This window comes from Actinomadura macrotermitis (assembly GCF_009604375.1).
Classification (GTDB): Bacteria; Actinomycetota; Actinomycetes; order Streptosporangiales; family Streptosporangiaceae; genus Spirillospora; species Spirillospora macrotermitis.
This window is the reverse complement of sequence record NZ_WEGH01000008.1, coordinates 14,455-34,905: the sequence shown is the minus strand read 5'-3', so window position 1 is coordinate 34,905 and position 20,451 is coordinate 14,455. Positions and strand designations below refer to the sequence as shown.

Genomic DNA, 20,451 nt, shown 5'->3' with positions numbered 1-20,451 from the left:
AAGGAGACGGTATCATTCACATCGTGAACGATGTCAAGGAGACCCTCGCCTTCCGGCTGGGCACGCTCGGGACGCTCATGCAGGACCGCTTCGCCGCCAAGGTCGCGTCCTACGAGCTGAAGCCCAAGCACGTCGGGCTCATGGCCGTCCTCCGGGACGGCACGGCCGCCGCCTCGCAGCAGGACCTGGCCGCCCGCCTGGGCGTGGCGCCCAGCCTGATCGTCGCTCTGGCGGACCATCTGGAGCGGCTGGGCGCCGTCGAGCGGGTGCGCGACCCCGGCGACCGCCGCCGCCAGACCCTGGCGCTCACCGAGCGCGGCGCGGACCTGCTGGCCCGGTGCGTCGAGGCGGCCCGCGAGCTCGACGACGAGATCGCCGCGTCCCTGTCCCCGCCCCAGCGCGCGGCGCTGCACGAGGCCCTCGGCCGGCTGGCCGCCGGCGCGGGGCTGCCGCACTGACGCTGCTCTTCCCCGGCCGGCGCGGCCACCGCCGGTCCTTCGGCCCGAAGCGCCGGAGCGGCGGCCGCCACGCCGGCCGCGGCCGGTCAGCCGGTCAGGAAGACCTGCATCTCCTCGCGGAGTCTGCTGTCGGGTTCGGCGGCTGCGGCGGCACTGATCCAGGCTCGTAGCCGGCTCGGCCGGTTTTCCGCGGGCCAGGTCGTCAGCACCTGGAAAGCCCGGCGCCGTGTTGACGTCACCCGGGCGGACAGGGAGAGCCGCAGCAGTTCGAGACCGGCCCCGGGGTGCTGGTCCAAGCCGTTGATGATGGCTCCCAAGGCGTGGTCGGGTGCGTGCTCGGGGCTGAAGCCGTGGCTGCGGGCGGGGGCGCCGGTGATCGTGTCGAGGGGGAGGACCCGCATGGCCAGCGCGATCACCGAGGAGATGGTCTCGCCGTCGGCATGGGAGACCGTCCCTTGCCAGGCATAGGCGTCGAAGGGCGCTTCCTCCAGGTAGCGGAGCGCCTGGGGGAGCACCGGCATGCCGAGGCGGCCGGCGCAGGACAGCGCGAGGGTGAAGCGGTACGGGCCGGTGTCGTGCGGTTCGCTCAGGCGCGCCAGCACCAGCTTCCGCCAGACGGGGCGGGCCAGCAGTTCCTTGTAGCGGCGCGTCAGCTGTTCGGGCTCGCCGGCGGGCCAGGCGACGCCGCTGTCGGGGCGCAGCGCACACCGCCGGATGGTCAGCAGGTGGTCCAGCATGGCCAGCGTCGGGCGGGCCGTGCCGGCGAGTTCGGCGTAGCGGTGCAGGGCGGGCACGGCGTCGGCGTAGTCGCTCATCTCCTCGGCCGGGCCGCCGAGCGCGAGTGCGACGAGGATCGCCCCGGCGCCTTCGAGCAGGGCCTGGTCCACCTCGGGTTCGAGGAGGGCGGTGTAGAGGTCCCCGGTCGTCGCGGCGAGATGGGCGAGGTACTCGTTCATGATGCCGTTGCGGAAGCCCTCGCGGAGCAGCCAGGCCTTGATCTCGGGGTCGTTGGTGCCCTTCAGGCGTTCCACCGCGTGGATTCGGCCCCAGTCCTTCACCCGCTGGGCCAGTTCGTATGCGGCGCGTTCGCGGTCGGGCTGGGTTTTCACCAGGGCCACTACGGCATAGAGGGTGAACTCTTCGAGCGTGCCGAGCAGGAGCAGCAGTTCGCGGTCGTGTTCGTCGCCGCATTCCCCCAGCAGCACGATGCCCAGCTTGACGGTGTCGCGCGCCGTGCCGTGCTCGACGAGGTGGCGCGCTGTCCGGTGCAGGTGTCGCCTGGGCAGGTCGCGTGCGCGGAGTTCGGTGACCAGGGCGTCGGCGAGGTCGACCGCTGATTGCCGGGCGAGGAACTCGTGCAGCCGGGGCAGAGGGGTGGGCGCTTCGAGGAGGCCGACTGTTTCTTCGACCGCGCTCGCTGGCGGCGCGGTGCCGAAATGGTGGGTCCGGACGCCGTCGAGGACCACGCTCGGCATGAAGATCTCGTCTTCGCCGGGGCGCGGTGGTTCGTCGGGAAGCGGATGGCCGCCGTCCGGCCAGGGGCCGGGGCCGTGCAGTGCGTTCAGTGCGAGAGCGTGAGCCAGGATGGTGACCGGCTCCTGCTCGCCGGGCTTCACCGGCCGGGGCGCAGGACGCCCTTTCCGTGGAGGATCATGCGCCGATGGTGGCATCCGTCCTAGCGGGGCCGCAAGGGGATAAGCCGCGGTCCGGGCGACGCCGGCGGCGTCGCCCGGACCGTGCCAGGTCAGGCGGGCAGGTCGTCCACCCTGGCGGCGACCAGGCCGAACAGGTCGCCGATCGTGGTCAGGGCGGCGTCGTGCAGGGCGTCCGCCGGGACCGGCGCGCCGTCCGGGCCGGGCAGCGGGCGGGTCGCGCACGCCTCGGCCACGACGGTGGGCCGGTAGCCGAGGTTGAACGCGCCCTGGGCGGTGAACTGGACGCACATGTGGGTCATGAAGCCCGCCAGCACCAGGTCCGGCCCGGCGTCCAGGCCGCGCAGCACGTCCAGCAGGTCGGTCTCGTGGAAGGCGTTGGGGAAGCCCTTCACCACGACCCGCTCGCCGTCGCGGGGCGCGACGCGGGCGTCGATCCGCCCGATCTCGGCGTTGATGTCGTACGGGGTGCCCGCGCCGCCGTCGTTGACGACGTGCACGACCGGGGTCCCGGCGGCGCGGGCGCGCTCCAGCAGGCGGGCGCCGGCGTCCAGGGCGCGGTCGGCGTCCGGGAGCGCCATGACGCCGGTGCGGTAGGTGTTCTGGAAGTCGATCATGATCAGGGTGGCGGACGGCAGCGCCGGCAGGGTGCCGTCCAGGCCGATCACGTCGCGCAGGGTTGTCGAAACAGTCATCTGTTGCTCCTAGGAAATAGGCAGGGTGAACTGCCGGCCTGGGCAGGCCGGGGTGAAGGGGGCGGGTCAGGCGGCGGTGCGGAACCGCCGCCGGTAGGCCGCCGGGGTGGTGGACAGCCGCCGCCGGAACGCCCGGTGCAGCGTCTCCACCGAGCCGAGGCCGCAGGCGTCCGCGACCTGGTCGAGCGGGTCGTCGGTGCCCTCCAGGAGGCGCCGCGCCGCCTCGACGCGGGCCGCCTCCACGTAGGCGGCCGGGGTGGCGCCGGTCTCCTGGCGGAAGACCCGGCTGAAGTGCCGCTCGCTCAGGCACATCCGCGCGGCGAGCGCCGCCGCCGACAGGTCGGCGGTGAGGTTGGCGGTGATCCACGCCCGCAGCTCGTCGATGTCGCGGCGCTCGGCCGGGGCCTGCCAGAGCGGGACGCTGAACTGGCTCTGCCCGCCCTGCCGCTTGAGGTACATCACCAGCTGCCGGGCGACCGCCAGCGCAAGCCGCTCGCCGTGGTCCTCGGCGACCAGGGCGAGGGCCAGGTCCATGCAGGCGCTGATGCCCGCGCCCGTCCACACCTTGCCCGACCGGACGTAGATCGGGTCGGGGTCGACGGTGACGTCGGGGTGGTCGGCGGCGAGCCGGCCGGCGGTGGCCCAGTGCGTGGTCGCCGTCCGGCCCGACAGCAGGCCCGCGGCGGCCAGCAGGTGCGCCCCGACGCACACCGAGGCGACCCGGCGGGCGTGCGGGGCGGTGCCGGCGATCCAGCCGACGAGAGCCGGGTCGATCACCGGCGCGCCGGCGGCGTCCACCGCGCCGGGCACCATGAGGGTGTCCACCCGGTCGCCGACCTCGCCGAAGGTCAGGTCGGTGCCGAGCCGGACGCCGGCGCTGGTGCGCACCTGGCCGCCGTCCGGCCCGGCCAGCAGGACGCGGTAGGGCGTCCCGCCGGACATCTCCCGGTTCGCCAGCGCGAACACCTCCGCGGGTCCGGTGACGTCGAGGAGGTCGACGTCGGGGAACACGGCGATGACGACACGGTGCGAAGCGGGCATGTCTCTATTGTCGTCATGGCGGCCGATGGCCGCCATGACGTGGTTCTGTCACATCCGGACACGCGGCCTAGGCGGCCGGGGGCGTCCAGCCTGCGGGGATGCGGGCGATCCGGACGCGCTGGGGGTGGTCGCCGACGGCGACGGAGGCGGTCTTCTGGCCGGTGGCGAAGTCGATGGCGGTGACCCGGTCGGCGCCGCTCTCGGAGATGACGCAGGACCTGCCGTCACCGCTGACGGTGGCCCAGTAGGGCTTGGACGCGGGCACCAGCGGGCCCTCCTGGAGGGTGGCGCGGTCGACGACGGTGGCGTACTCGTCCATGGTCCCCGCGACGCACAGCTTGGTGCCCTCGGGGTTCATCGACAGGCCGTGGTGGCGCGAGTCGTTGACCCAGGTGGTGCGGTCCTCGCTGGTCGCGGGGTTCTTCGGCAGCGTCTTGCTGCGGGTGATCTTGTCGGTGGCCACGTCGTACTCCAGGAAGCCGTTGAAGAAGGAGACCTGGAAGTAGAGCTTGGACTCGTCGGGGGTGAAGGCGACGGGGCGGACCGCGTCCGACAGGTCCTTGCGGCCGAAGGCGTCCAGCCGCTGGCGCATGTCGATGACCTTGACCTGCTTGAAGGTCGCGGCGTCCACCACGGTGATCTTGCGGTCGCCCTTGGTCCAGTCCATGGCGGGGGAGTCGAGGGCGGTGTTGACCTCGCCGATCGACATGTTCCACAGGTACCTGCCGCCGTCGGTGAACACGTTCTCGTGCGGCTTGTCGCCGGTGCCGAACGAGCCGAGCTGCCTGCCGGTGTTGATGTCCAGGACGTGCACGGTGTTGGAGGTGGAGGCCGACACCGCGACGCGGGTGCCGTCGGGGGAGACGGCCATGTGGTCGGAGCGGTAGCCCGAGACGGGGAACCGCCACCTGATCTTGCCGGTGGCGATGTCGATGGAGACGACGTCGGCGAAGCTCGGCCGGGAGGCGACCATGGCGGTGCCGTCGGGGGTGGCGTACATGTCGTCGACGAACTGGTCGTGGCCCTCGCCCGGTCCCTGCCGGATGCCGAGGAAGTAGGCCAGCCTGACGGGGTTGAGGTAGATCTCCAGCAGGCGGTCGGCCTTGTCGGGGATGACGTTGATCCGGCCGATGCGGGCGAAGGTGCCGCTCGGCTCGATCACGTCGGCGGTGCCGTCCCAGTTGTTGCCGACGAACATCACCTGGCGCAGCGCGGCCGCTGCCTGGGGGCTCGCCGGGGCGGCGGCGCCGCAGGTCAGGGCGGCCGCCGCCAGGGCGGCGCCGCCGAGGCCGGCGGTTCTGCGGATGGCCGGGAAGCGCATGGTCGTTCCTCCGGGGGTGGGAAGACGGATGGGGTGCGCCGCCCAAGTGTGAACAGGCGCATATTCAAACTTGGGTTACTGGAACGTAGTTCGGTGTGACGGCGGCCACAAGACCCAAGTAGGGGAAAATGGAGGGAAGTCGACGATCGGGGGAGCGGGTGGCGGGCAGGATCACGCCGGCCAGCGGCAGGTACGGCGGGCGGACGGCGGCCGAGCGGCAGGCCGAGCGGCGCCGGCGCCTGCTGGAGGCCGGGCTGGAGCTGTTCGGGGCGGGCCCGGGCTACCGCGGCACCACCGTCACGGCGCTGAGCCAGGCCGCCGGGCTGTCGACCCGCCAGTTCTACGAGGAGTTCCGCACCCTGGAGGACCTGCTGGCCGAACTGCACCTTCAGGTCAACGACGTCGCCGAGCAGACCGTCCTCGCCGTCCTGCCGGAGCTGGACGACCTGGACCCGATCGACCGCTACACCGCGATGTTCCGCGCCTACGCCGCGGGCATCACCGGCGACCCCCGGCACACCCGCATCGCCTTCGTCGAGATCATCGGGGTGAGCCCGCGGCTGGACGAGCAGCGGCTGGCCCGCCGCGCCCGCTGGGTCGACTTCCTGTGCGCGCAGGCGGACGCCGCCGTCGCGCGCGGCGAGCTCGCGCCGCGCGACTACCGCCTCGCCGCCACCGCGTTCATCGGCTCGATCAACGGGCTGATGCACGACTGGGCCGTCGGCTGGGTGGAGGCGAGCCTGGACCAGGTCGTCGACGAGCTCCTGCACATGCTCCTCGGCGTCCTGCGCGCCCCGGCGGGCGAGTGACCTCGGACACACGCCCCCGGAACACCCGGTCTTTGGACGCTGCGTCTGATTATCGTGCCCCATGGTCTTCTCCGGGTGGCCCGACGCGGTGGACGAGATCGTGGGCGGTGACCAGGCCGTCATGCTCGCCACGGTCACCCCGGCCGGCGGGGCCGTCCTCACGCCGGTGACCAACTTCGCGGTGCGCGACCGCGACGCCGGCACCGTCACGGTGAACAGCGCGGCCGGCGGCTGGAAGAAACTGGAACGGATCCGGCGCAACCCCCGGGTCGCCCTCGCCTTCCACACCCGCGAGCACGGCTACAGCGACCGGCCCGAGTACGTGCTGGTGCAGGGCACCGCCACGCTGTCGGAGCCGGTCGCGGACTACCCCGAGACACTGGGCGAGAACTGGGAGCGCTTCGACGGGCCGCGCGCGACCGGCCCGGTCTGGGACCGCTGGCTGCGCGTCTACTACACCCGCGTGCTGATCGAGGTGGCGGTCGAGCGCGTGATCGTCTGGCCCGACCTGGCCTGCCGGGGCGTCCCGCAGGTGCACGGGGCGGACCTGCCCGCCGGGCCGCCGCCCCCGCAGGCCCCGCCCGGCAAGGGGACGGGGCCGCGCGTCGATCACGTGAAGGCGGCGCGCAAGGCCGCCGGCCTGCCCGACGTGCTGCTCGGCTGGGCCGGGGCCGACGGCTTCCCGATGGCGGTCCCGGTCCGGATCGCCGGCCACGACGAGGGCGGCGTCCTGCTGGACCCGCCGGCCGGGCTCGTTCCCGCCGGGGGCCGCCGCGCCGGCCTGACGGCCCACTCCTTCACCCGCCACGTCATCGGGCAGGACCAGCACGTCCACACCGGCTGGCTCGAGGCCGGCCCGCAGGTGCGCTACGCCCCGCACACTCGGCTCTCCTACCGGATGCCGCCGTCCAGGCTCGTCTACCGGGCCGGGGTGGGGCTGGCGATGCGCATCGCCCTCCGCCGCGCGGAACGCGCCGGCGTCCAGGTGCTGTAGTCAGGCGAAGGCGTTCAGGCCGGTCAGTTCGCTGGACAGGTCCCACAGGCGCGCCGCCGCGGCCGGGTCGACGGCCCAGGGCTTGACGCCGCCGACGAGCATGTCGTCGGTCTCGGCGGGCTCGGCGATGTCGCAGTCCTGGCAGTAGGCGCCGCCGTGGTCGTCCAGCAGGGGCGAGGTCGCCGCCCACACCGCCGTGGCCGCGCCCTGGGCGGGGGACTTGAAGCCGGCCGCCGGGCGCCCGTCGGGGGTCATCCAGCCCTGGGCGATCTGCTCGTCGCGGGGGATGTGCCGCTGCAGCGGGGTGAGGATGCTGCCCGGATGGACGGCGAAGGCGCGCAGGCCGTCCGCCGCGCCGAGCCGGTCGAGGTGGACGGCGAACAGGGCGTTGGCGGTCTTGGACTGGGCGTAGGCGAGCCAGCGGTCGTAGCCGTCGCGGAAGTGGAGGTCGTCCCAGCGGATGCCGGAGAGGAAGTGCCCGGCCGAGGCCACCGAGACCACCCGTGAGCGGCCGGGGGCGAGCGCCGGGCGGAGGCGGTTGACGAGGGCGTGATGGCCGAGGTGGTTGGTCGCGAAATGCGCCTCCCAGCCGGGGCCGACGCGTGTCTCGGGGCAGGCCATGACGCCGGCGTTGCCGATGAGGATGTCCAGGACGTGCCCGCCGTCCAGGATCCGGTCGGCGAAGGCGCGGACGCTGTCCAGGTCCGCCAGGTCGAGTCCGTGCACGTCGACGCCCGGAAGATCCCGCAGGGCCCGCGCGGCCTCGGCGGGCCTGCGGGCGGGGACGATCACGCGGGCGCCGGCGCGGGCGAGCGCCCGGGTGGTCTCCAGGCCGAGTCCCGAATGGCCGCCGGTGACGAGGGCGGTCCGGCCGGTCAGGTCGATCCCGGCGAGGACGTCGCCGGCCGTGCTGGCGGCGCCGAATCCGGAGCCGAGCTTGCGCTGTGCTGTCATGGCGACGACCGTAGGACCTAGAGTTCGCTCTAGGTCAAGGAGGTGCCATGGGCGAAGACGGGCTGTCCATCGGGCAGGTCGCCGAGGCGGCCGGGGTGAGCGTGCACGCGCTGCGGTTCTTCGAGCGCGAGGGGCTCTTCCTGCGGCCCATCCCCCGCACCGGCGGCGGGCGGCGGGTCTACGGCGCCGCCGACGTGGAGTGGCTGCTGCTCTGCAACCGGTTCCGCGAGTCGGGCATGCCCCTCGCCACGATGCGCAGGTTCGCCGGGCTCGTCCGGTCGGGGCCGGGCAACGAGCCGGAGCGCCTGGCGCTGCTGCGCGAGCACGAGCGGGCCGTGCAGGACAAGATCGCCGAGCTGACCGCGAGCCTGGAGGTGATCCGGCACAAGGTCGCCGTCTACGAGGAGCACCTGCGGGACGGCACCGCGGCGGGCCTCTGGGCGCCGGAATGACACGCGGTTTCCTGGACCGGGCCGCTCTTTCCCCGGCAGAGCGGCCCGGCCGTGTTCAGCTGAGGAACAGCTTGGTGGTGTAGGAACCGCTGGACTGGCCGAAGACCTCGAATCCGGCGCTGTAGGTCGCCGACGACGGGCAGAGGACGTTGCTGCCCGCGTCCACCTTGGTCAGCGAGATGTTGGTGGCCGTCGCCTTGAGCTGGGTGGTGGCGGTGGAGTTGGTCACCGACATGGTGATGCTGTTGCCGGCGCCGCTGCCCCGGTAGTTGCAGACGATGTTGCCGAAGATCGTGCTGCTGGTCGAGGTGACCTGCATGTTGTTGATGCGCAGCGTCCCCGACGAGCCGGTCCAGTTCAGGTCGCCGCCGCTCCAGGGCAGGCCGACCGGGGTGGTGGTGGAGGAGCCGCCGGCGCTGTTGGTGCAGGCCGGGCCGGGGGAGTTGTAGAAGTTGTACGCCGAGACGGTCAGGTTGGCGCCGCTGGAGGCGACCGAGGCGTCGATGTTGCCGCGGTTGCAGCTCGCCGTGCCGAGCGAGGTGGTGACCGAGACCGGGCTGGTCAGGACGAGCCGGATGTTGCCGCTGTAGACCGCGCCGGCGGCGTTGTTGACATGGATGACGGTCGGCGGGGCGGCGAGGGCGGGCGCCGCCGCGACGGCGACGGCGGCCGCCGAGGCGGCCAGGACCGCGATGGCTTTTCGGGGACGTTGCATCGGCCACTCCTTCGAAATATGCCGGGACGACGTCAGCGTAAAAAGGCCATTAATGGCGGTCAATGCAAAGGTGAAAATTCTCTTTCCCGGCGCCTTCGCGAGTATTGCGATAAGCGCTTGGCGTCAGTGGAAAAGGTCCGGCAGCGGTGGCCGGCGGCAGGTGCAGCGGTGCCGTTCGGCCGCCTGGCAGGTCAGCGCGTTCATCGCCTGGTAGAGGCACAGCAGCGCCCAGATCTCCTGGGCGACCATCTCCGGGTCGCGGGAGCGCAGCGTGATGCCGTGCCCCTGCGGGACGGCGCGCAGCCAGGCCAGGGCCGGCCCGATCCGCCACCGCGCCGCGTAGCAGGCCGCCAGCGCCTCGGCGGGGGCCAGCTCCGGGTCGGTGAGCGTGGTGAGCAGGCGCCCCCGCGCGGTCGGGACGCTGCGCAGGCCCCGGGCCGGCGGGTCTCCGGCCGCCGCGCCGAGCAGCAGGTCCACCCCCTGGCGGCCGGCCAGGCGCAGCAGCGCCGGCGTCCCGGCCGACGGCGGCACCACCAGCAGCGTCCCCGGGCCGAGGCCGCGCACCAGCCGTCCGGCCAGGACGCCCTCGGCCACCACGGACGCGCCCAGCGTGGCGTCCACCAGGGCGCGCGTCCCGGCCTCGGCGAGCGCCGCCACCCGGACCTGGGGGAAGCGCGCGGCGGGGGCGGGGTAGCCGAGGGCGGAGTTCTCCAGGCTTCCCGCCACGTCCAGGGCGGCACCGTCCAGCGACAGCACGCGCAGCCCGCCGAACCGCGTCCCCGGGCCGCCGGAGGGGAGCGTCGTGCGCTCGAACAGCAGCCGCAGCGGCTCGGCGCCGAGCCGGGCCCGCGCACGGCTGATGGCCGGGGCGCTCGGCGTGCTCTCCCAGGAGCGGATCCAGTGCGACCGCCAGGACAGCCCGTTCAGCAGGAGCCGCATCACCTGCTCGTAGTTGCGGTCGGTGAACAGGCAGAGCGCCAGGACGTGGTAGAGGACGAGCCGCGCGGGCAGCGAGCGGCGGCGCCGGTCGGCCCGGCCGCTGGCCCGGATCACCTCGTCCAGCAGCGGGACCGGGAACAGCGAGAGCAGCACGCCCATCGCCACGCGGTCCGGCAGGCGCTCGGCCGGAGCCGCCGCGGTCCGCCACGCACCGGCCATGTGAGCAAGTTAACAAGCAAGCGCTTGAGTAAATAGGCCCGCCGGCCAACCGGCCGGTATCCGGGCGACCCCAAAGCCCGGTCCGCCCGGCCGCAACCTAGATCTCGCCGCCCGACAGGACCGCGTCGGCGTCCACGATCCGGTAGGCGTAGCCCTGCTCGGCCAGGAACCGCTGCCGGTGCGCGGCGTAGTCCTGGTCCAGGGTGTCGCGGGCGACGACGGCGTAGAACCGCGCCCCCTGCCCCGACGCCTTCGGCCGCAGCAGCCGGCCGAGCCGCTGCGCCTCCTCCTGCCGCGACCCGTAGGAGCCCGACACCTGCACCGCGACCGTCGCCTCGGGCAGGTCGATGGAGAAGTTGGCGACCTTGGACACCACCAGCACGTTGATCTCGCCCGAGCGGAACGCGTCGAACAGCCGCTCGCGCTCGCGCACCCGCGTCTCGCCCTTGATGACGGGCGCGCCCAGCATCTCGCCGAGCTCGTCCAGCTGGTCGATGTACTGCCCGATCACCAGCACCTGCTCGTCCGGGTGCCGCTCCACCAGCGTCTGGACCAGCCGCTGCTTGGTGGCGGTCGTGGCGCAGAAGCGGTAGCGCTCCTCGGGCTCGGCGGTGGCGTAGGCCAGGCGCTCGGAGTCGGTCAGGGTGACCCGGACCTCGACGCAGTCGGCCGGCGCGATCCAGCCCTGCGCCTCCATGTCCTTCCACGGCGCGTCGTAGCGCTTCGGGCCGATCAGCGAGAACACGTCGCCCTCCCGGCCGTCCTCGCGCACCAGCGTGGCGGTGAGGCCGAGCCGGCGGCGCGCCTGCAGGTCGGCGGTCATCCGGAAGATCGGCGCGGGCAGCAGGTGCACCTCGTCGTACAGGACCAGGCCCCAGTCGCGGGCGTCGAACAGCTCCAGGTGCTGGTAGACGCCCTTACGCCGGGTCGTCATGATCTGGTAGGTGGCGATGGTGACCGGCCGGATCTCCTTCTTGGCGCCGGTGTACTCGCCGATCTCGTCCTCGGTCAGCGAGGTGCGCCGCAGCAGCTCCTGCTTCCACTGGTGCGCCGAGACGGTGTTGGTGACCAGGATCAGCGTCGTCGCGCCGGCCTGCGCCATCGCGGCGGCGCCGACGACGGTCTTGCCCGACCCGCACGGCAGCACGACCACGCCCGACCCGCCGTGCCAGAACGCCTCGGCGGCCTCGCGCTGGTAGGAGCGCAGCTCCCAGCCGTCCTCGGCCAGCTCGATCGGGTGCGCCTCGCCGTCGACGTACCCGGCCATGTCCTCGGCGGGCCAGCCGAGCTTCAGCAGCGCCTGCTTGAGCGCGCCGCGCTCGGAGGGGTGCACCAGCACCGCGTCGTCGCCGACCCGGTCGCCGATCATCCCCTTGATCTTCTTGGCCCGCAGCACCTCCTCCAGCACCGACCGGTCCGAGGAGATCAGCACCAGGCCGTGCACCGGGTCCTTCTCCAGCCGGAGCCGCCCGTAGCGGGCCATGGTGTCGGCGATGTCGACCAGCAGCGCGTGCGGGACGGGGTAGCGCGAGAACTTCAGCAGCGTGTCCACGACCTGCTCGGCGTCGTGGCCGGCCGCGCGGGCGTTCCACAGCGCGAGCGGCGTCACCCGGTAGGTGTGCATGTGCTCGGGCGCCCGCTCCAGCTCGGCGAACGGCGCGATCTCCTTGCGGCAGGCCCCGGCCTGCTCGTGGTCGACCTCGAGCAGCAGTGTCTTGTCGGACTGGACGATGAGCGGACCGTCGGTCACGTGAGGGCAACCCCTGTCAGGTGTGGAGGGCGGAACAAGGGTTCAACGGCGCGCGGCGCCGTTGTCTTCCCGCTCAGTAGGTGTCGTCGGACCCCGAGTCCGCGATCCCCATCACGACGACGAATCCGATGTACACCACCATCGCGATCCCGAACAGCACCCAGCTCCAGATCGTCAGCGACCGGGAACCGGCCGGATCGACACGGTACCGGTTGAGCGCGATGACCGACGTCACGATCGCCGGGATCGCCAGCACGTTGCAGCAGGTCGAGGTGGCCACGCAGGCGCAGATCAGCGCGGCGATCGCCGACCCGTTCGAGCCCTGCCCCGGCGGCACCCCGGGCGGCCCGTATCCAGGCGGCCCGTACCCGGGCGGCCCGTACCCGGGCGGGGCGCCCCAGCCGGGCGGCCCGCCACCGTATCCGCTCATTCACGCCTCCTTGCGGGAAAGTCCGACGACGGCACGTTATCGGCCCGGCCGGGAGGAAGCGGAGTCCTCCCGGCCGGGCTCAGAACGGCCAGCCGGCGGCGCGGCCCGCCTCCAGCAGCGGGATCATCGCGAACGCCGCGTCCGACAGTCCCGCGAACGTGTGCCGGTCCGCCGCTCCCGACGGCCCGTGCCCGTACCGGTACCCGGCCAGGTTCCAGGTGTAGGCCGGCACCCGCGCCGGGACGGCCCGGAGCGGGTCGGCGCCCCGGTGTCCCGGCCACGCCTGCTCGTCGGTGACGATCACGACCCGGTCGTGGCCCCGGTAGTGCGCCCGGACGGCCGCGGCGGTGTCGGTGCCGCCGAGCGCCTCGAACCGGCCGACGACCGTCAGCACCGACTCGCCGCGGCCGGCCGGCACCGGCGCGTGGTCGCTGCCGAACTGCACCAGGTCGGCGTGGTCGGCGCGCAGCGCCAGCGCCGCCCCGAACACCGCCGCCGCGTCCGCCGCGGTGAGCTTCGAGCGCGCCGACAGCGGCCCGAACATCGAACCGGACCGGTCGACCAGCACCAGGGTGCGGCCGGGCAGCGCCGGGACGTTGCGCAGCGAGGCGTCCAGCGCCCGCTGCAGCGGCCACGCCCAGCGCAGCGACGGCGCCGCCCGGTACGCGGCCAGGTAGCGCATCGGCAGCACCCGCGACCGCGCGACCCGGTCCGGGTCGGCCAGCCGCGCCGCGATGCGCTCGGCGACCTCGTCGGACACTCCCGCCTGGTCGAAATTGCGCAGATTGCGTAGCAGGGCGAGGTAGCCCATCGACGGGATGACCGTCTCCCAGAAGGCCGCGGTCAGCGGGCCGCCCAGCCAGCCGGCCAGCGACTCCCACGTCATCCCGGCGTCCGCGAGCACCCGTGCGGCGTCCGGCCGGTCCAGCAGCGCGCGGCGCTCGCCCGCCGGCAGCGCCAGCAGCTCCGCGCGCGCCCGCAGCACCGCCAGCGACGCCGGGACGTCGCCGCCGCGGCCGTGCCGGCGGTCGATCGCGTGCCGGAACAGCTCGCCCTGCCGCGGCGTGGCCGGGCGCGGATGGGTGAGCTCCAGCACGTCGCCGAACCGGACCGCGCCGCCGTCGTGCTTGATCAGGGCGCGCTCGTCGTAGAGGCGGCGGACGGCGTCGCCGACGCCGCGCTTGACCGGCTTCGGCAGCGCCCGCCCGTACCGGCCGTGCCAGTACGCCAGCAGCTCGCCGGGCTCGTCCGCGCGGCGCAGCGCCGCGTCGACGAGCGCCCGGTTCCCGCCGTGCAGCTCCCCGCACAGCCGCGCCATGACGCCCTCGGCCGCCGCGACCACGCTCGCCGACCGCATCCCGGCCGAGTCGCGCAGCCAGCCGACCATGCGGACGAGCCAGTCGACGTCGTGGAGCGCGACCTCGCCGACCAGCGTGCGGAAACGCGCGTCACGGTCGCCGGCCTCCTCATAAAAGGTCTGCTCGCCCACCATGTGGGAGACCGCGAGAAGAAAAAGCTCGCTCTTGGTGTCCCGCGCGTATCCGGGGGCGCCCTCGTAGGTGCGGGCGCGCGGGGAAGCGTAGGACGTGACCGCGCTGAGCGCGCCGGACAGTCGGGGGCGGTTGAACTTGGCCATGGCGGCACCTCGTCAAGGAATGAAGAAATGGTGCGCCCGAGATCAGGTCGGCTGCGGTCCAAAACGCTCTAGGCCGCTAAGCTACCCCTCCCCGAAGGAGGGGACGGGATTCGAACCCGCGTCTTTCCTTTTGCAGAGGAAGTAACCGCTGCCTGCGCACCGGGCGCACCATTGCCCATAGATTGCCGGTGCACGGGAAAAGCGGCAACCGGATTAACGCCGGGTCGCCCACAGGACGACCAGCACGATGACGCCGATGTACAGCACGGTCGCCACTGCCAGGATCGACCACGTCCACATGACGAACAGCCGGGACCGGTCCGGGTCGGCCGTGGCGTTGCGGATGGCCAGGACCGAGGTGACCGCGGCCGGGGCGGCCAGCACGTTGTACAGCATGAGGATCGACACGTAGCTGGCGATCAGGCCGCCGAGCACCGCCGGGCGGATGCGCGGGTCCCTGGGCGGGATGCCGGGCGGCCCGTAGGCGGGGCCGGCGGGCGGGTGCTGCGGGAAGTCGTGCATGCAGGTAGGACGCGCCGGAGGGCGATCAGGTTGTGCCGGACGGCTCGTCGCCCAGTTCGGCGACGCCGGTGATGCGGTGCAGCGCGAACCGCTGGACGGCCGCGCGGGTCGCGTCGTACCCAGTCAGGAAGCCGCCCTCGACGCGGACCGGCTCCACGATGCGGCTGGAGGACTGCCCCTGCTGGTCCAGGTAGCCGATCCAGACGCGAGTGCCGCGGTCGACCGCGCCGCGCAGCAGCTCGATGGTGGCCACCGACGGGGAGCGCGGCGGCTCGCCGGGCGGGGCGTCCGCGCGCAGCCGGGCCTGCTCGGCGCCGAGCCGGGCGGCCTCGTCGCCGGCCCGCAGCGCCCGCACCGCGGCGGTGACCATGGCGGCGTCGGCGGTGTCGCCGTGCCGCAGCCGGACGATCTCGGTGGCCGGCGGCGGCTCGGCGCGCTGCGCGTCCGGCCGGGTGACGATCACGCCGCCGCCGGGGGCCTCGGCGACCGGCGCGTGGCCGAGGGCGCGCAGCCCCTCCAGCAGCTCGGTGCGCGACAGGCCCGAGGCCAGCACGGTCGGGGCGAGGCGGTGCAGCCGCAGCGTGTCGGCGCGGCGGTCGGCGAGGATCTCGTCCAGGGTGCCGGGGGAGTCGGTGCGCACGTAGGAGGTCATCGTGCCGACCCGCAGGTGGCCGTGGCGGCGCGCGACGTCCTCGATCAGGTAGGCGAGCGGCTGCGGCAGCGGCGTCGCCGAGTGCCGGGTGAGCAGCTCGGTCAGCTCGGCCGCGGTGCGGCCGGCGTCCAGCGCGCGGCGCAGCGAGGTGGGGGTGAAGCGGTAGACGGTGGCGCCGCCGGTGGACTCCACGTCGGCGGCGAGGGCGAGCTCGCGGCCGAGGCGGGTGACCAGCGGGCCGGGCGCGATCGCGGTGAGGTCGGCCTGGATGAGGATCCGGTCGACGGGCTCGGGCAGGTGCTTGTCCAGGTCGGCCTCGGGGTCGTCGCCGTCCAGCGCGGCACGGCCGAAGGGCGCCAGCTCCCCGAACCCGGTGAGGCCGAGGGCGGCGGCCTCGCGCAGCGTCCACTCCACCAGCCGGTCGCGCAGCGCGCCGCCGCGGCGCGGCTGGAGCCAGTCCAGGCGGGCCCGGACGGCGTCCGCGCCGACGGCGGCGCCGGGCGGGGCGTCGCCGAGGACCCGCAGCACGGCGTGCCGGACGGCGGAGGCGCTGCCGCGCACGACCGACTCCGACAGGGCGTTGATGAGGCGGTCGCGGTCGTCGCGTTCGCCCGACAGGCCGGCGACCCGGTCGGACTTCAGCCAGCCGCGCGCGAGCTCGCTCCAGCGGCCCGCGATGTCGCGCATGAGCCACAGGTCGTAGGCGGGGGTGGGCAGCCACTCGCCGTCCAGCTCGCCGCTGCGGGTGAGCAGCCCGGCGGCGAGCGCGGTCTCGGCGACCAGGGCGGCGTGCCACTCCTCGACGTCCAGCAGCGTCGCGGCGGCGCGCAGGTCGCGGACGGCCAGGCCGCCGCTGCGCAGCACCGGCGGCGGGTCCAGGCCCCAGCGCTCCAGCAGCTCCTCGGTGCGGCGGACGGCGCTGAACGCCTCGCCCGCGGCGGCCCGGACGGCCAGGTCCGCGCGGCGCGCCGCGGCCTCCCCGGCGGGGGCGGCGGCGAGCGGCGGCGGCGCGGCGGGCAGGTCGCGGAACAGCCGGCCGCCGCGCAGATGCAGCGCGATCTCGCGGGGCAGCGTGACGGTGCGGTCGTCCTCGGCGGCGAGCAGGCCGCGCGCCAGCAGCCGCTCGACGGGGGTGGCCGCGGTGGCGACGCTGACGGGGCGGCGGGCGTCGGCGACGCGGCCGGCGGACGGCCCCCAGGTGAGCGCCTCCAGCGCGGCCCGCGCCTCCGGCCCGGCGTCCGCGATCAGCGGCTCGGGGTCGGCGAGCAGCTCGCCGAGCCGGGTGATCAGGCCGGCCGGGTCGGTGAAGCCGCGCGGCTCCGCGCCGGCCAGGTCGGTGACGAGCACGGTGAGGCGGTCGCGCGAGTACCCGGCGAACGCCTCGGCGATCGGCGGGCCGAGCCCGGCGGGCTGCGGCAGCGACTGCCGCACCCCCGGCGCGGCCTGCGGCGGCTTCCCCCAGGCCAGGCCGTAGGCGCGCAGGGTGTCCAGCGCGGCGTCGACCTCGGCGGGCTTGGCGCCGAGCGCGGTGCGCAGCGCCTTGGCGCGGACGGGCCGGGGCAGCACCAGCAGCGCCTCCAGCGTGGCGAGCGTGAACCGGTCCAGCCGGTCCAGCGCGCGGGAGATCGCGGCGGGGGTGGCGGCGCGGGCGGCGAGCGCGGCGACGTCGGCGGGGACGGGCGTGATCAGCTCAGGCCGTGCGGACAGCAGCGCGCGCAGTTCCTCGTCCCCGCGCGCGCGCAACCAGTCCGCGTAGCTTTCCATGCCGGTTCCAACTTAACGGTGCCGCGGACCCGAACGCGCGAGCCCACCCGCGACCGCGCGTCCCGGGGACGGAACGGCGCGGCCGCGTGCCGTTGCGGGCTAGGCGGGCCGGTTCAGCCCGACCAGGCCGAGGCCGAGGCGGGCCCAGCTGGCGACGAAGCGCTTCTCGTCTATGCGGGTCGGCGGCTCGTACATCGACTCGTTGGCGAGCCAGTAGTTCACCACCGCGCCGCCGAGGATCGAGGCGATCGCGGGCCAGTCCTCGTCGGAGTCGGCGAACTCCGGCTGCGTGGAGAGCCAGGTGGCGATGCCGTCGTAGAGCGGGTTGACGATGCCCTCGCGCATCTCGGCGACCAGGTGCGGGAACTGGTCCAGGTCGCGGAACAGCACCCGGATGAGGTCCTGTTCCTCGCGCATCTTGGCCAGGCCGGCCTGGCAGGTCATCCGCAGCCGGACCTCCAGCGGGCGCTCCTCGTAGGCGGAGGCCTGCTCCAGCACGACGCTGACCTGCCGGCGGGTCCGTTCGATGTGCTCGCGGATGGCGGAGGCGAGCACCTCTTCCTTGGACCGGAAGTGCCGGTACAGGCCGCCCGCGCCGGGCGACAGGCCGGCGGCCGCCTCGATCTCGGCGACCGAGGTCGCGGCGTAGCCGCGGTCGGCGAACAGGCGCAGCGACTCGGCCACGATCCGCTCGCGCGTAGAAGTCGTCATGGTTGTGTGTTCCTCCGCAAGAACACTAAGGCATCCCGGGGCGGTGGAGGTCCTGCCCCGCGCCGGTACGCCCGAATCAGGGGGGTGCCGATGTGGCGGCGGGTTCGCCGAAGACCCGGGTGAGCAGCGGTGCGGTGTGCCACTGTGGGGGGCTCGGGTGACGACCGTGCCCGGCGGAACCAGCGGGATCCGGCGGCGAGGCCTTAGAGTGCTGTGCTTCGCGCTCTCGTGCCGGGCGGGGCGCCGTCGGAAGGGACGAGATGGCTGTCGCCGCACGGATCGAGGGGCGGGACGCCTTCCTGCCCGAGGACTTCGTCGTCCCCGAGCTGGTCGCCGGCCTGCGCTTCCGGATCCGCCCGATCACCGTGCACGACGTGGTCAAGGACTACGGCGCGGTGATGGGCAGCCTGCCCGCGCTGCGCGGCCGGTTCGGGCCCGAGTGGGGCTGGCCGGAGCACGAGTTCACCTTCGAGCAGGCGCTGATCGACGTGGCGTGGCTGCAGAAGGAGGCGCAGCTGCGGCGCTCGTTCAGCTACGTGGTGACCTCGCCGGACGAGGAGCGCCAGTTCGGCCGCATCCACGTCGCGCCGTCCGACCGCGCGGACGCCGACGCGGTGGTGGTGTTCTGGGTGCGCTCGGACGAGCCCGACGGCGCGCTGGAGAAGGAGCTGGCCGCCTTCGTCAAGGAGTGGGTCACCACGGCGTGGCCGTTCGAGAAGGTCCGCTTCCCCGGCCGCGACCTCGGCTGAGGCGGCCCCGGCCGGGGCGGGGGCGGCGGTCAGGCCAGCCGGCGGATCAGCCCGACCAGCAGCCGGCCGATCACCAGGTAGACCACGGCGGCGAGGCCGTAGTTCACCGCGACGCGCACCTTGGCGTCCGCGGGTTCGAAGACGTCCTTGAACTGCCAGGCCAGGCCGTCGGCCCAGTCGGCGATCCGGCCGACCAGCGCGTTGCCGGTGTTGGCCTCGAACGCCACGAACACGATGTGCACGGCCAGGATCAGCACGATGATCGTGGTGATGGCCGACACCACGCCGGCCAGCAGGGACACGGTGCGGCGGCGGGCCGCGGCGGCGCCGCCGGGGGCGGGCCGGCGGATGCGGGCGAGGCGGCCGGGGACGGTCTCGGTGCGGGTGCCGGTCGTCGCGGTGGTCTTGTCGGGTCGGTCTGCCATGGCGCCCTCTCTCGGGTCGGGCGAGGTGCTGCTTGGTCCTCGGTTGGGGATTTCCGGTCCCTGGTTTTTCCTGGTCATACGGTTTTTGCCGGGGGTGGTGGGTATATCCGGATCACACGGGTCGTTTCAGTCGTCCGGACACACCGGTTCCGGACAACCGCAAGCGAGACGGCCGGTGCGCAACACAAGCCCGCGCTCTCCGACTCGGATCCCGTCGCATCGCCACTACCAGGGGAGCGCGGGTTCGCGCACGTCCAGCGGATCCGTCCGGGTCTTTCCCCATACTTATCCCTTTACCCTGTAGGGCGTGCTGGACCAAGCCCCCTCGCGAATCTCCGCCCCCGGCCTCGCCGTCGGCTTCGACCTCGACCTCACCCTCGCCGACACCCGTACCGGCATCGCCGCGGTCTACCGCGCCCTGTCGGCGGAGACGGGCGTGCCGATCGACACCGACGCGGTGGTGCGCCGCATCGGCCCGCCGCTGGAGGTGGAGATCGGCTACTGGTTCCCGCCCGCCGAGGTCCCGGCGATGGTGGCCCGCTACCGCGCCATGTACGCCGACCTCGCCGTCCCGGCGACCGTGCTGATGCCCGGCGCCACCGAGGCGATCGCACAGGTTCGCGCGCGGGGCGGCCGGGTGGTGGTGGTCTCGGGCAAGAACCAGGCCGACACCGAGCGCACCGCGGCCTTCCTGGGGCTGGACGTGGACGTCGTCGTCGGCGGCCTGTTCGGGGCCGACAAGGGCGCGGCGCTGCGCGCGCACGGCGCCCTGGCCTACGTAGGCGACCACGTCGGCGACGTGGACGCCGCGCGCGCCGCCGGGGCGACGGCGGTGGGGGTGGCGACCGGGATGTTCGACTCGGCGGCGCTCGCCGACTACGGCGCCGATGTCGTGCTGCCGGATCTGCTGGCTTTCCCGGACTGGCTCGGCTCGTTCGCGGCGGGCGGCGCGGCCGCGTCCTGACCCATCCCAAGATGATCTCCGACCTGGGGAGTCGTGCCCGCGGGCCCGTTATTCGGGTGCCTTCGCGGCCGCCGCCCGATAGCTTGCGTCCGTTGGCCCGCACTGGTCGCGGGAGTCGCCGGCGTTGTCAACGCCGCTTCCCGTGGCGCTAATCTTTAGGCCAATTCACGACGAGCAGCTGAACGAGGTCTCCCGTGCCCACTGGCAAGGTCAAGTGGTACGACGCCGACAAGGGATTCGGCTTCCTCACCCGTGACGACGGCGGTGAGGTCTTCGTGCATTCCTCCGCCCTCCCCGGCGGCGCGGCGGCGCTGAAGCCGGGGCAGCGGGTCGAGTTCGGCGTGGCCGAGGGCCGGCGCGGGCAGCAGGCGCTGTCGGTGCGGGTGCTGGAGACGCTGCCGTCGGTGGAGAAGACCGTGGCCAAGCAGCGGCGCAAGAAGCCCGAGGACATGGTCGTCATCACCGAGGACCTGATCAAGCTGCTGGACGTGGTCTCCAACACCTACCGGCGCGGCAAGCACCCGGCCCCGGCCGAGGCCAAGAAGATCGCCACGGTGCTGCGCGCGGTCGCCGACGACCTGGCGGCCCCCTGACGCGGC

The 20,451-nt window shown here is 73.7% G+C and carries 21 protein-coding genes; 7 read left to right on the top strand and 14 right to left on the bottom strand.

Annotated elements, in window-relative coordinates:
• Positions 1-23 precede the first annotated feature (23 nt).
• Entirely contained in the window at positions 24-458 is a 435-nt protein-coding gene (locus tag ACRB68_RS39835; protein WP_328595355.1) for a MarR family winged helix-turn-helix transcriptional regulator, read from the top strand.
• A gap of 86 nt (positions 459-544) precedes the next feature.
• On the opposite strand, the gene ACRB68_RS39830 is transcribed toward ACRB68_RS39835, so the two are convergent.
• From ACRB68_RS39830 to ACRB68_RS39815, 4 genes are all read right to left on the bottom strand, one after another.
• The gene (locus ACRB68_RS39830) at positions 545-2,074 is read right to left on the bottom strand and encodes a hypothetical protein (protein WP_153542223.1); all 1,530 of its coding nucleotides are present in this window, start codon (positions 2,072-2,074) and stop codon (positions 545-547) included.
• 128 nt (positions 2,075-2,202) lie between these two features.
• Positions 2,203-2,805 carry a cysteine hydrolase family protein gene (locus tag ACRB68_RS39825; protein WP_153542221.1) on the bottom strand — a complete coding sequence of 201 codons (603 nt, stop codon included), beginning with the start codon at positions 2,803-2,805 and terminating at the stop codon, positions 2,203-2,205.
• A 66-nt stretch (positions 2,806-2,871) separates the two neighbouring features.
• On the bottom strand, positions 2,872-3,846 hold the full coding sequence (locus tag ACRB68_RS39820) for a GlxA family transcriptional regulator (RefSeq protein ID WP_153542219.1): 975 nt from the start codon (positions 3,844-3,846) through the stop codon (positions 2,872-2,874).
• A 67-nt stretch (positions 3,847-3,913) separates the two neighbouring features.
• Entirely contained in the window at positions 3,914-5,167 is a 1,254-nt protein-coding gene (locus ACRB68_RS39815; protein WP_153542217.1) for a YncE family protein, read from the bottom strand.
• A 158-nt stretch (positions 5,168-5,325) separates the two neighbouring features.
• On the opposite strand from ACRB68_RS39815, the gene ACRB68_RS39810 reads away from it, so the two are divergent.
• Both ACRB68_RS39810 and ACRB68_RS39805 read left to right on the top strand, forming a co-directional pair.
• Positions 5,326-5,976, top strand: a complete 651-nt coding sequence (locus ACRB68_RS39810) for a TetR/AcrR family transcriptional regulator (protein ID WP_328595354.1) — start codon at positions 5,326-5,328, stop codon at positions 5,974-5,976.
• 61 nt (positions 5,977-6,037) lie between these two features.
• Positions 6,038-6,970: a pyridoxamine 5'-phosphate oxidase family protein gene (locus ACRB68_RS39805; RefSeq protein ID WP_153542213.1), complete on the top strand. Its 933-nt coding sequence runs from the start codon at positions 6,038-6,040 to the stop codon at positions 6,968-6,970.
• On the opposite strand, the gene ACRB68_RS39800 is transcribed toward ACRB68_RS39805, so the two are convergent.
• A complete protein-coding gene (locus ACRB68_RS39800; RefSeq protein WP_153542211.1) occupies positions 6,971-7,924 on the bottom strand; it encodes an SDR family NAD(P)-dependent oxidoreductase in 954 nt (317 codons plus the stop codon).
• Positions 7,925-7,971: 47 nt separating this feature from the next.
• Here ACRB68_RS39800 and ACRB68_RS39795 point away from each other — a divergent pair, with 47 nt between their 5' ends.
• On the top strand, positions 7,972-8,376 hold the full coding sequence (locus ACRB68_RS39795; protein ID WP_153542209.1) for a MerR family transcriptional regulator: 405 nt from the start codon (positions 7,972-7,974) through the stop codon (positions 8,374-8,376).
• Between the two features lie 55 nt (positions 8,377-8,431).
• Here the strand turns inward: ACRB68_RS39795 and ACRB68_RS39790 are convergent, their stop codons facing one another.
• The 8 genes from ACRB68_RS39790 to ACRB68_RS39755 all read right to left on the bottom strand — a co-directional run bounded on the left by ACRB68_RS39790 (position 8,432) and on the right by ACRB68_RS39755 (position 17,714).
• Complete coding sequence (locus tag ACRB68_RS39790; protein ID WP_153542207.1) at positions 8,432-9,091, bottom strand: hypothetical protein; 660 nt, start codon at positions 9,089-9,091, stop codon at positions 8,432-8,434.
• Between the two features lie 123 nt (positions 9,092-9,214).
• On the bottom strand, positions 9,215-10,249 hold the full coding sequence (locus ACRB68_RS39785) for a transposase domain-containing protein (RefSeq protein WP_153542204.1): 1,035 nt from the start codon (positions 10,247-10,249) through the stop codon (positions 9,215-9,217).
• A gap of 97 nt (positions 10,250-10,346) precedes the next feature.
• Positions 10,347-11,999 (bottom strand): DNA repair helicase XPB, encoded by a 1,653-nt coding sequence (locus ACRB68_RS39780; protein ID WP_328595353.1) that lies wholly within the window; start codon positions 11,997-11,999, stop codon positions 10,347-10,349.
• A 73-nt stretch (positions 12,000-12,072) separates the two neighbouring features.
• Positions 12,073-12,429: a hypothetical protein gene (locus ACRB68_RS39775; protein ID WP_153542202.1), complete on the bottom strand. Its 357-nt coding sequence runs from the start codon at positions 12,427-12,429 to the stop codon at positions 12,073-12,075.
• Positions 12,430-12,508: 79 nt separating this feature from the next.
• Entirely contained in the window at positions 12,509-14,065 is a 1,557-nt protein-coding gene (locus ACRB68_RS39770) for a TROVE domain-containing protein (RefSeq protein ID WP_153542200.1), read from the bottom strand.
• A gap of 213 nt (positions 14,066-14,278) precedes the next feature.
• Positions 14,279-14,587, bottom strand: a complete 309-nt coding sequence (locus ACRB68_RS39765) for a hypothetical protein (RefSeq protein ID WP_153542198.1) — start codon at positions 14,585-14,587, stop codon at positions 14,279-14,281.
• Positions 14,588-14,612: 25 nt separating this feature from the next.
• Positions 14,613-17,003 carry a helicase-associated domain-containing protein gene (locus ACRB68_RS39760; protein WP_153542196.1) on the bottom strand — a complete coding sequence of 797 codons (2,391 nt, stop codon included), beginning with the start codon at positions 17,001-17,003 and terminating at the stop codon, positions 14,613-14,615.
• A 99-nt stretch (positions 17,004-17,102) separates the two neighbouring features.
• Positions 17,103-17,714 carry a TetR/AcrR family transcriptional regulator gene (locus tag ACRB68_RS39755; RefSeq protein WP_153542194.1) on the bottom strand — a complete coding sequence of 204 codons (612 nt, stop codon included), beginning with the start codon at positions 17,712-17,714 and terminating at the stop codon, positions 17,103-17,105.
• 260 nt (positions 17,715-17,974) lie between these two features.
• Here ACRB68_RS39755 and ACRB68_RS39750 point away from each other — a divergent pair, with 260 nt between their 5' ends.
• Positions 17,975-18,463: a GNAT family N-acetyltransferase gene (locus ACRB68_RS39750; protein ID WP_153542192.1), complete on the top strand. Its 489-nt coding sequence runs from the start codon at positions 17,975-17,977 to the stop codon at positions 18,461-18,463.
• A gap of 29 nt (positions 18,464-18,492) precedes the next feature.
• Here the strand turns inward: ACRB68_RS39750 and ACRB68_RS39745 are convergent, their stop codons facing one another.
• The gene (locus ACRB68_RS39745; RefSeq protein ID WP_153542190.1) at positions 18,493-18,888 is read right to left on the bottom strand and encodes a hypothetical protein; all 396 of its coding nucleotides are present in this window, start codon (positions 18,886-18,888) and stop codon (positions 18,493-18,495) included.
• A gap of 307 nt (positions 18,889-19,195) precedes the next feature.
• Between ACRB68_RS39745 and ACRB68_RS39740 the strand changes: the two genes are divergently transcribed.
• Entirely contained in the window at positions 19,196-19,852 is a 657-nt protein-coding gene (locus ACRB68_RS39740) for an HAD family hydrolase (RefSeq protein ID WP_328595352.1), read from the top strand.
• Positions 19,853-20,046: 194 nt separating this feature from the next.
• Positions 20,047-20,445 carry a cold-shock protein gene (locus tag ACRB68_RS42760; protein ID WP_328595351.1) on the top strand — a complete coding sequence of 133 codons (399 nt, stop codon included), beginning with the start codon at positions 20,047-20,049 and terminating at the stop codon, positions 20,443-20,445.
• Positions 20,446-20,451: the final 6 nt, after the last annotated feature.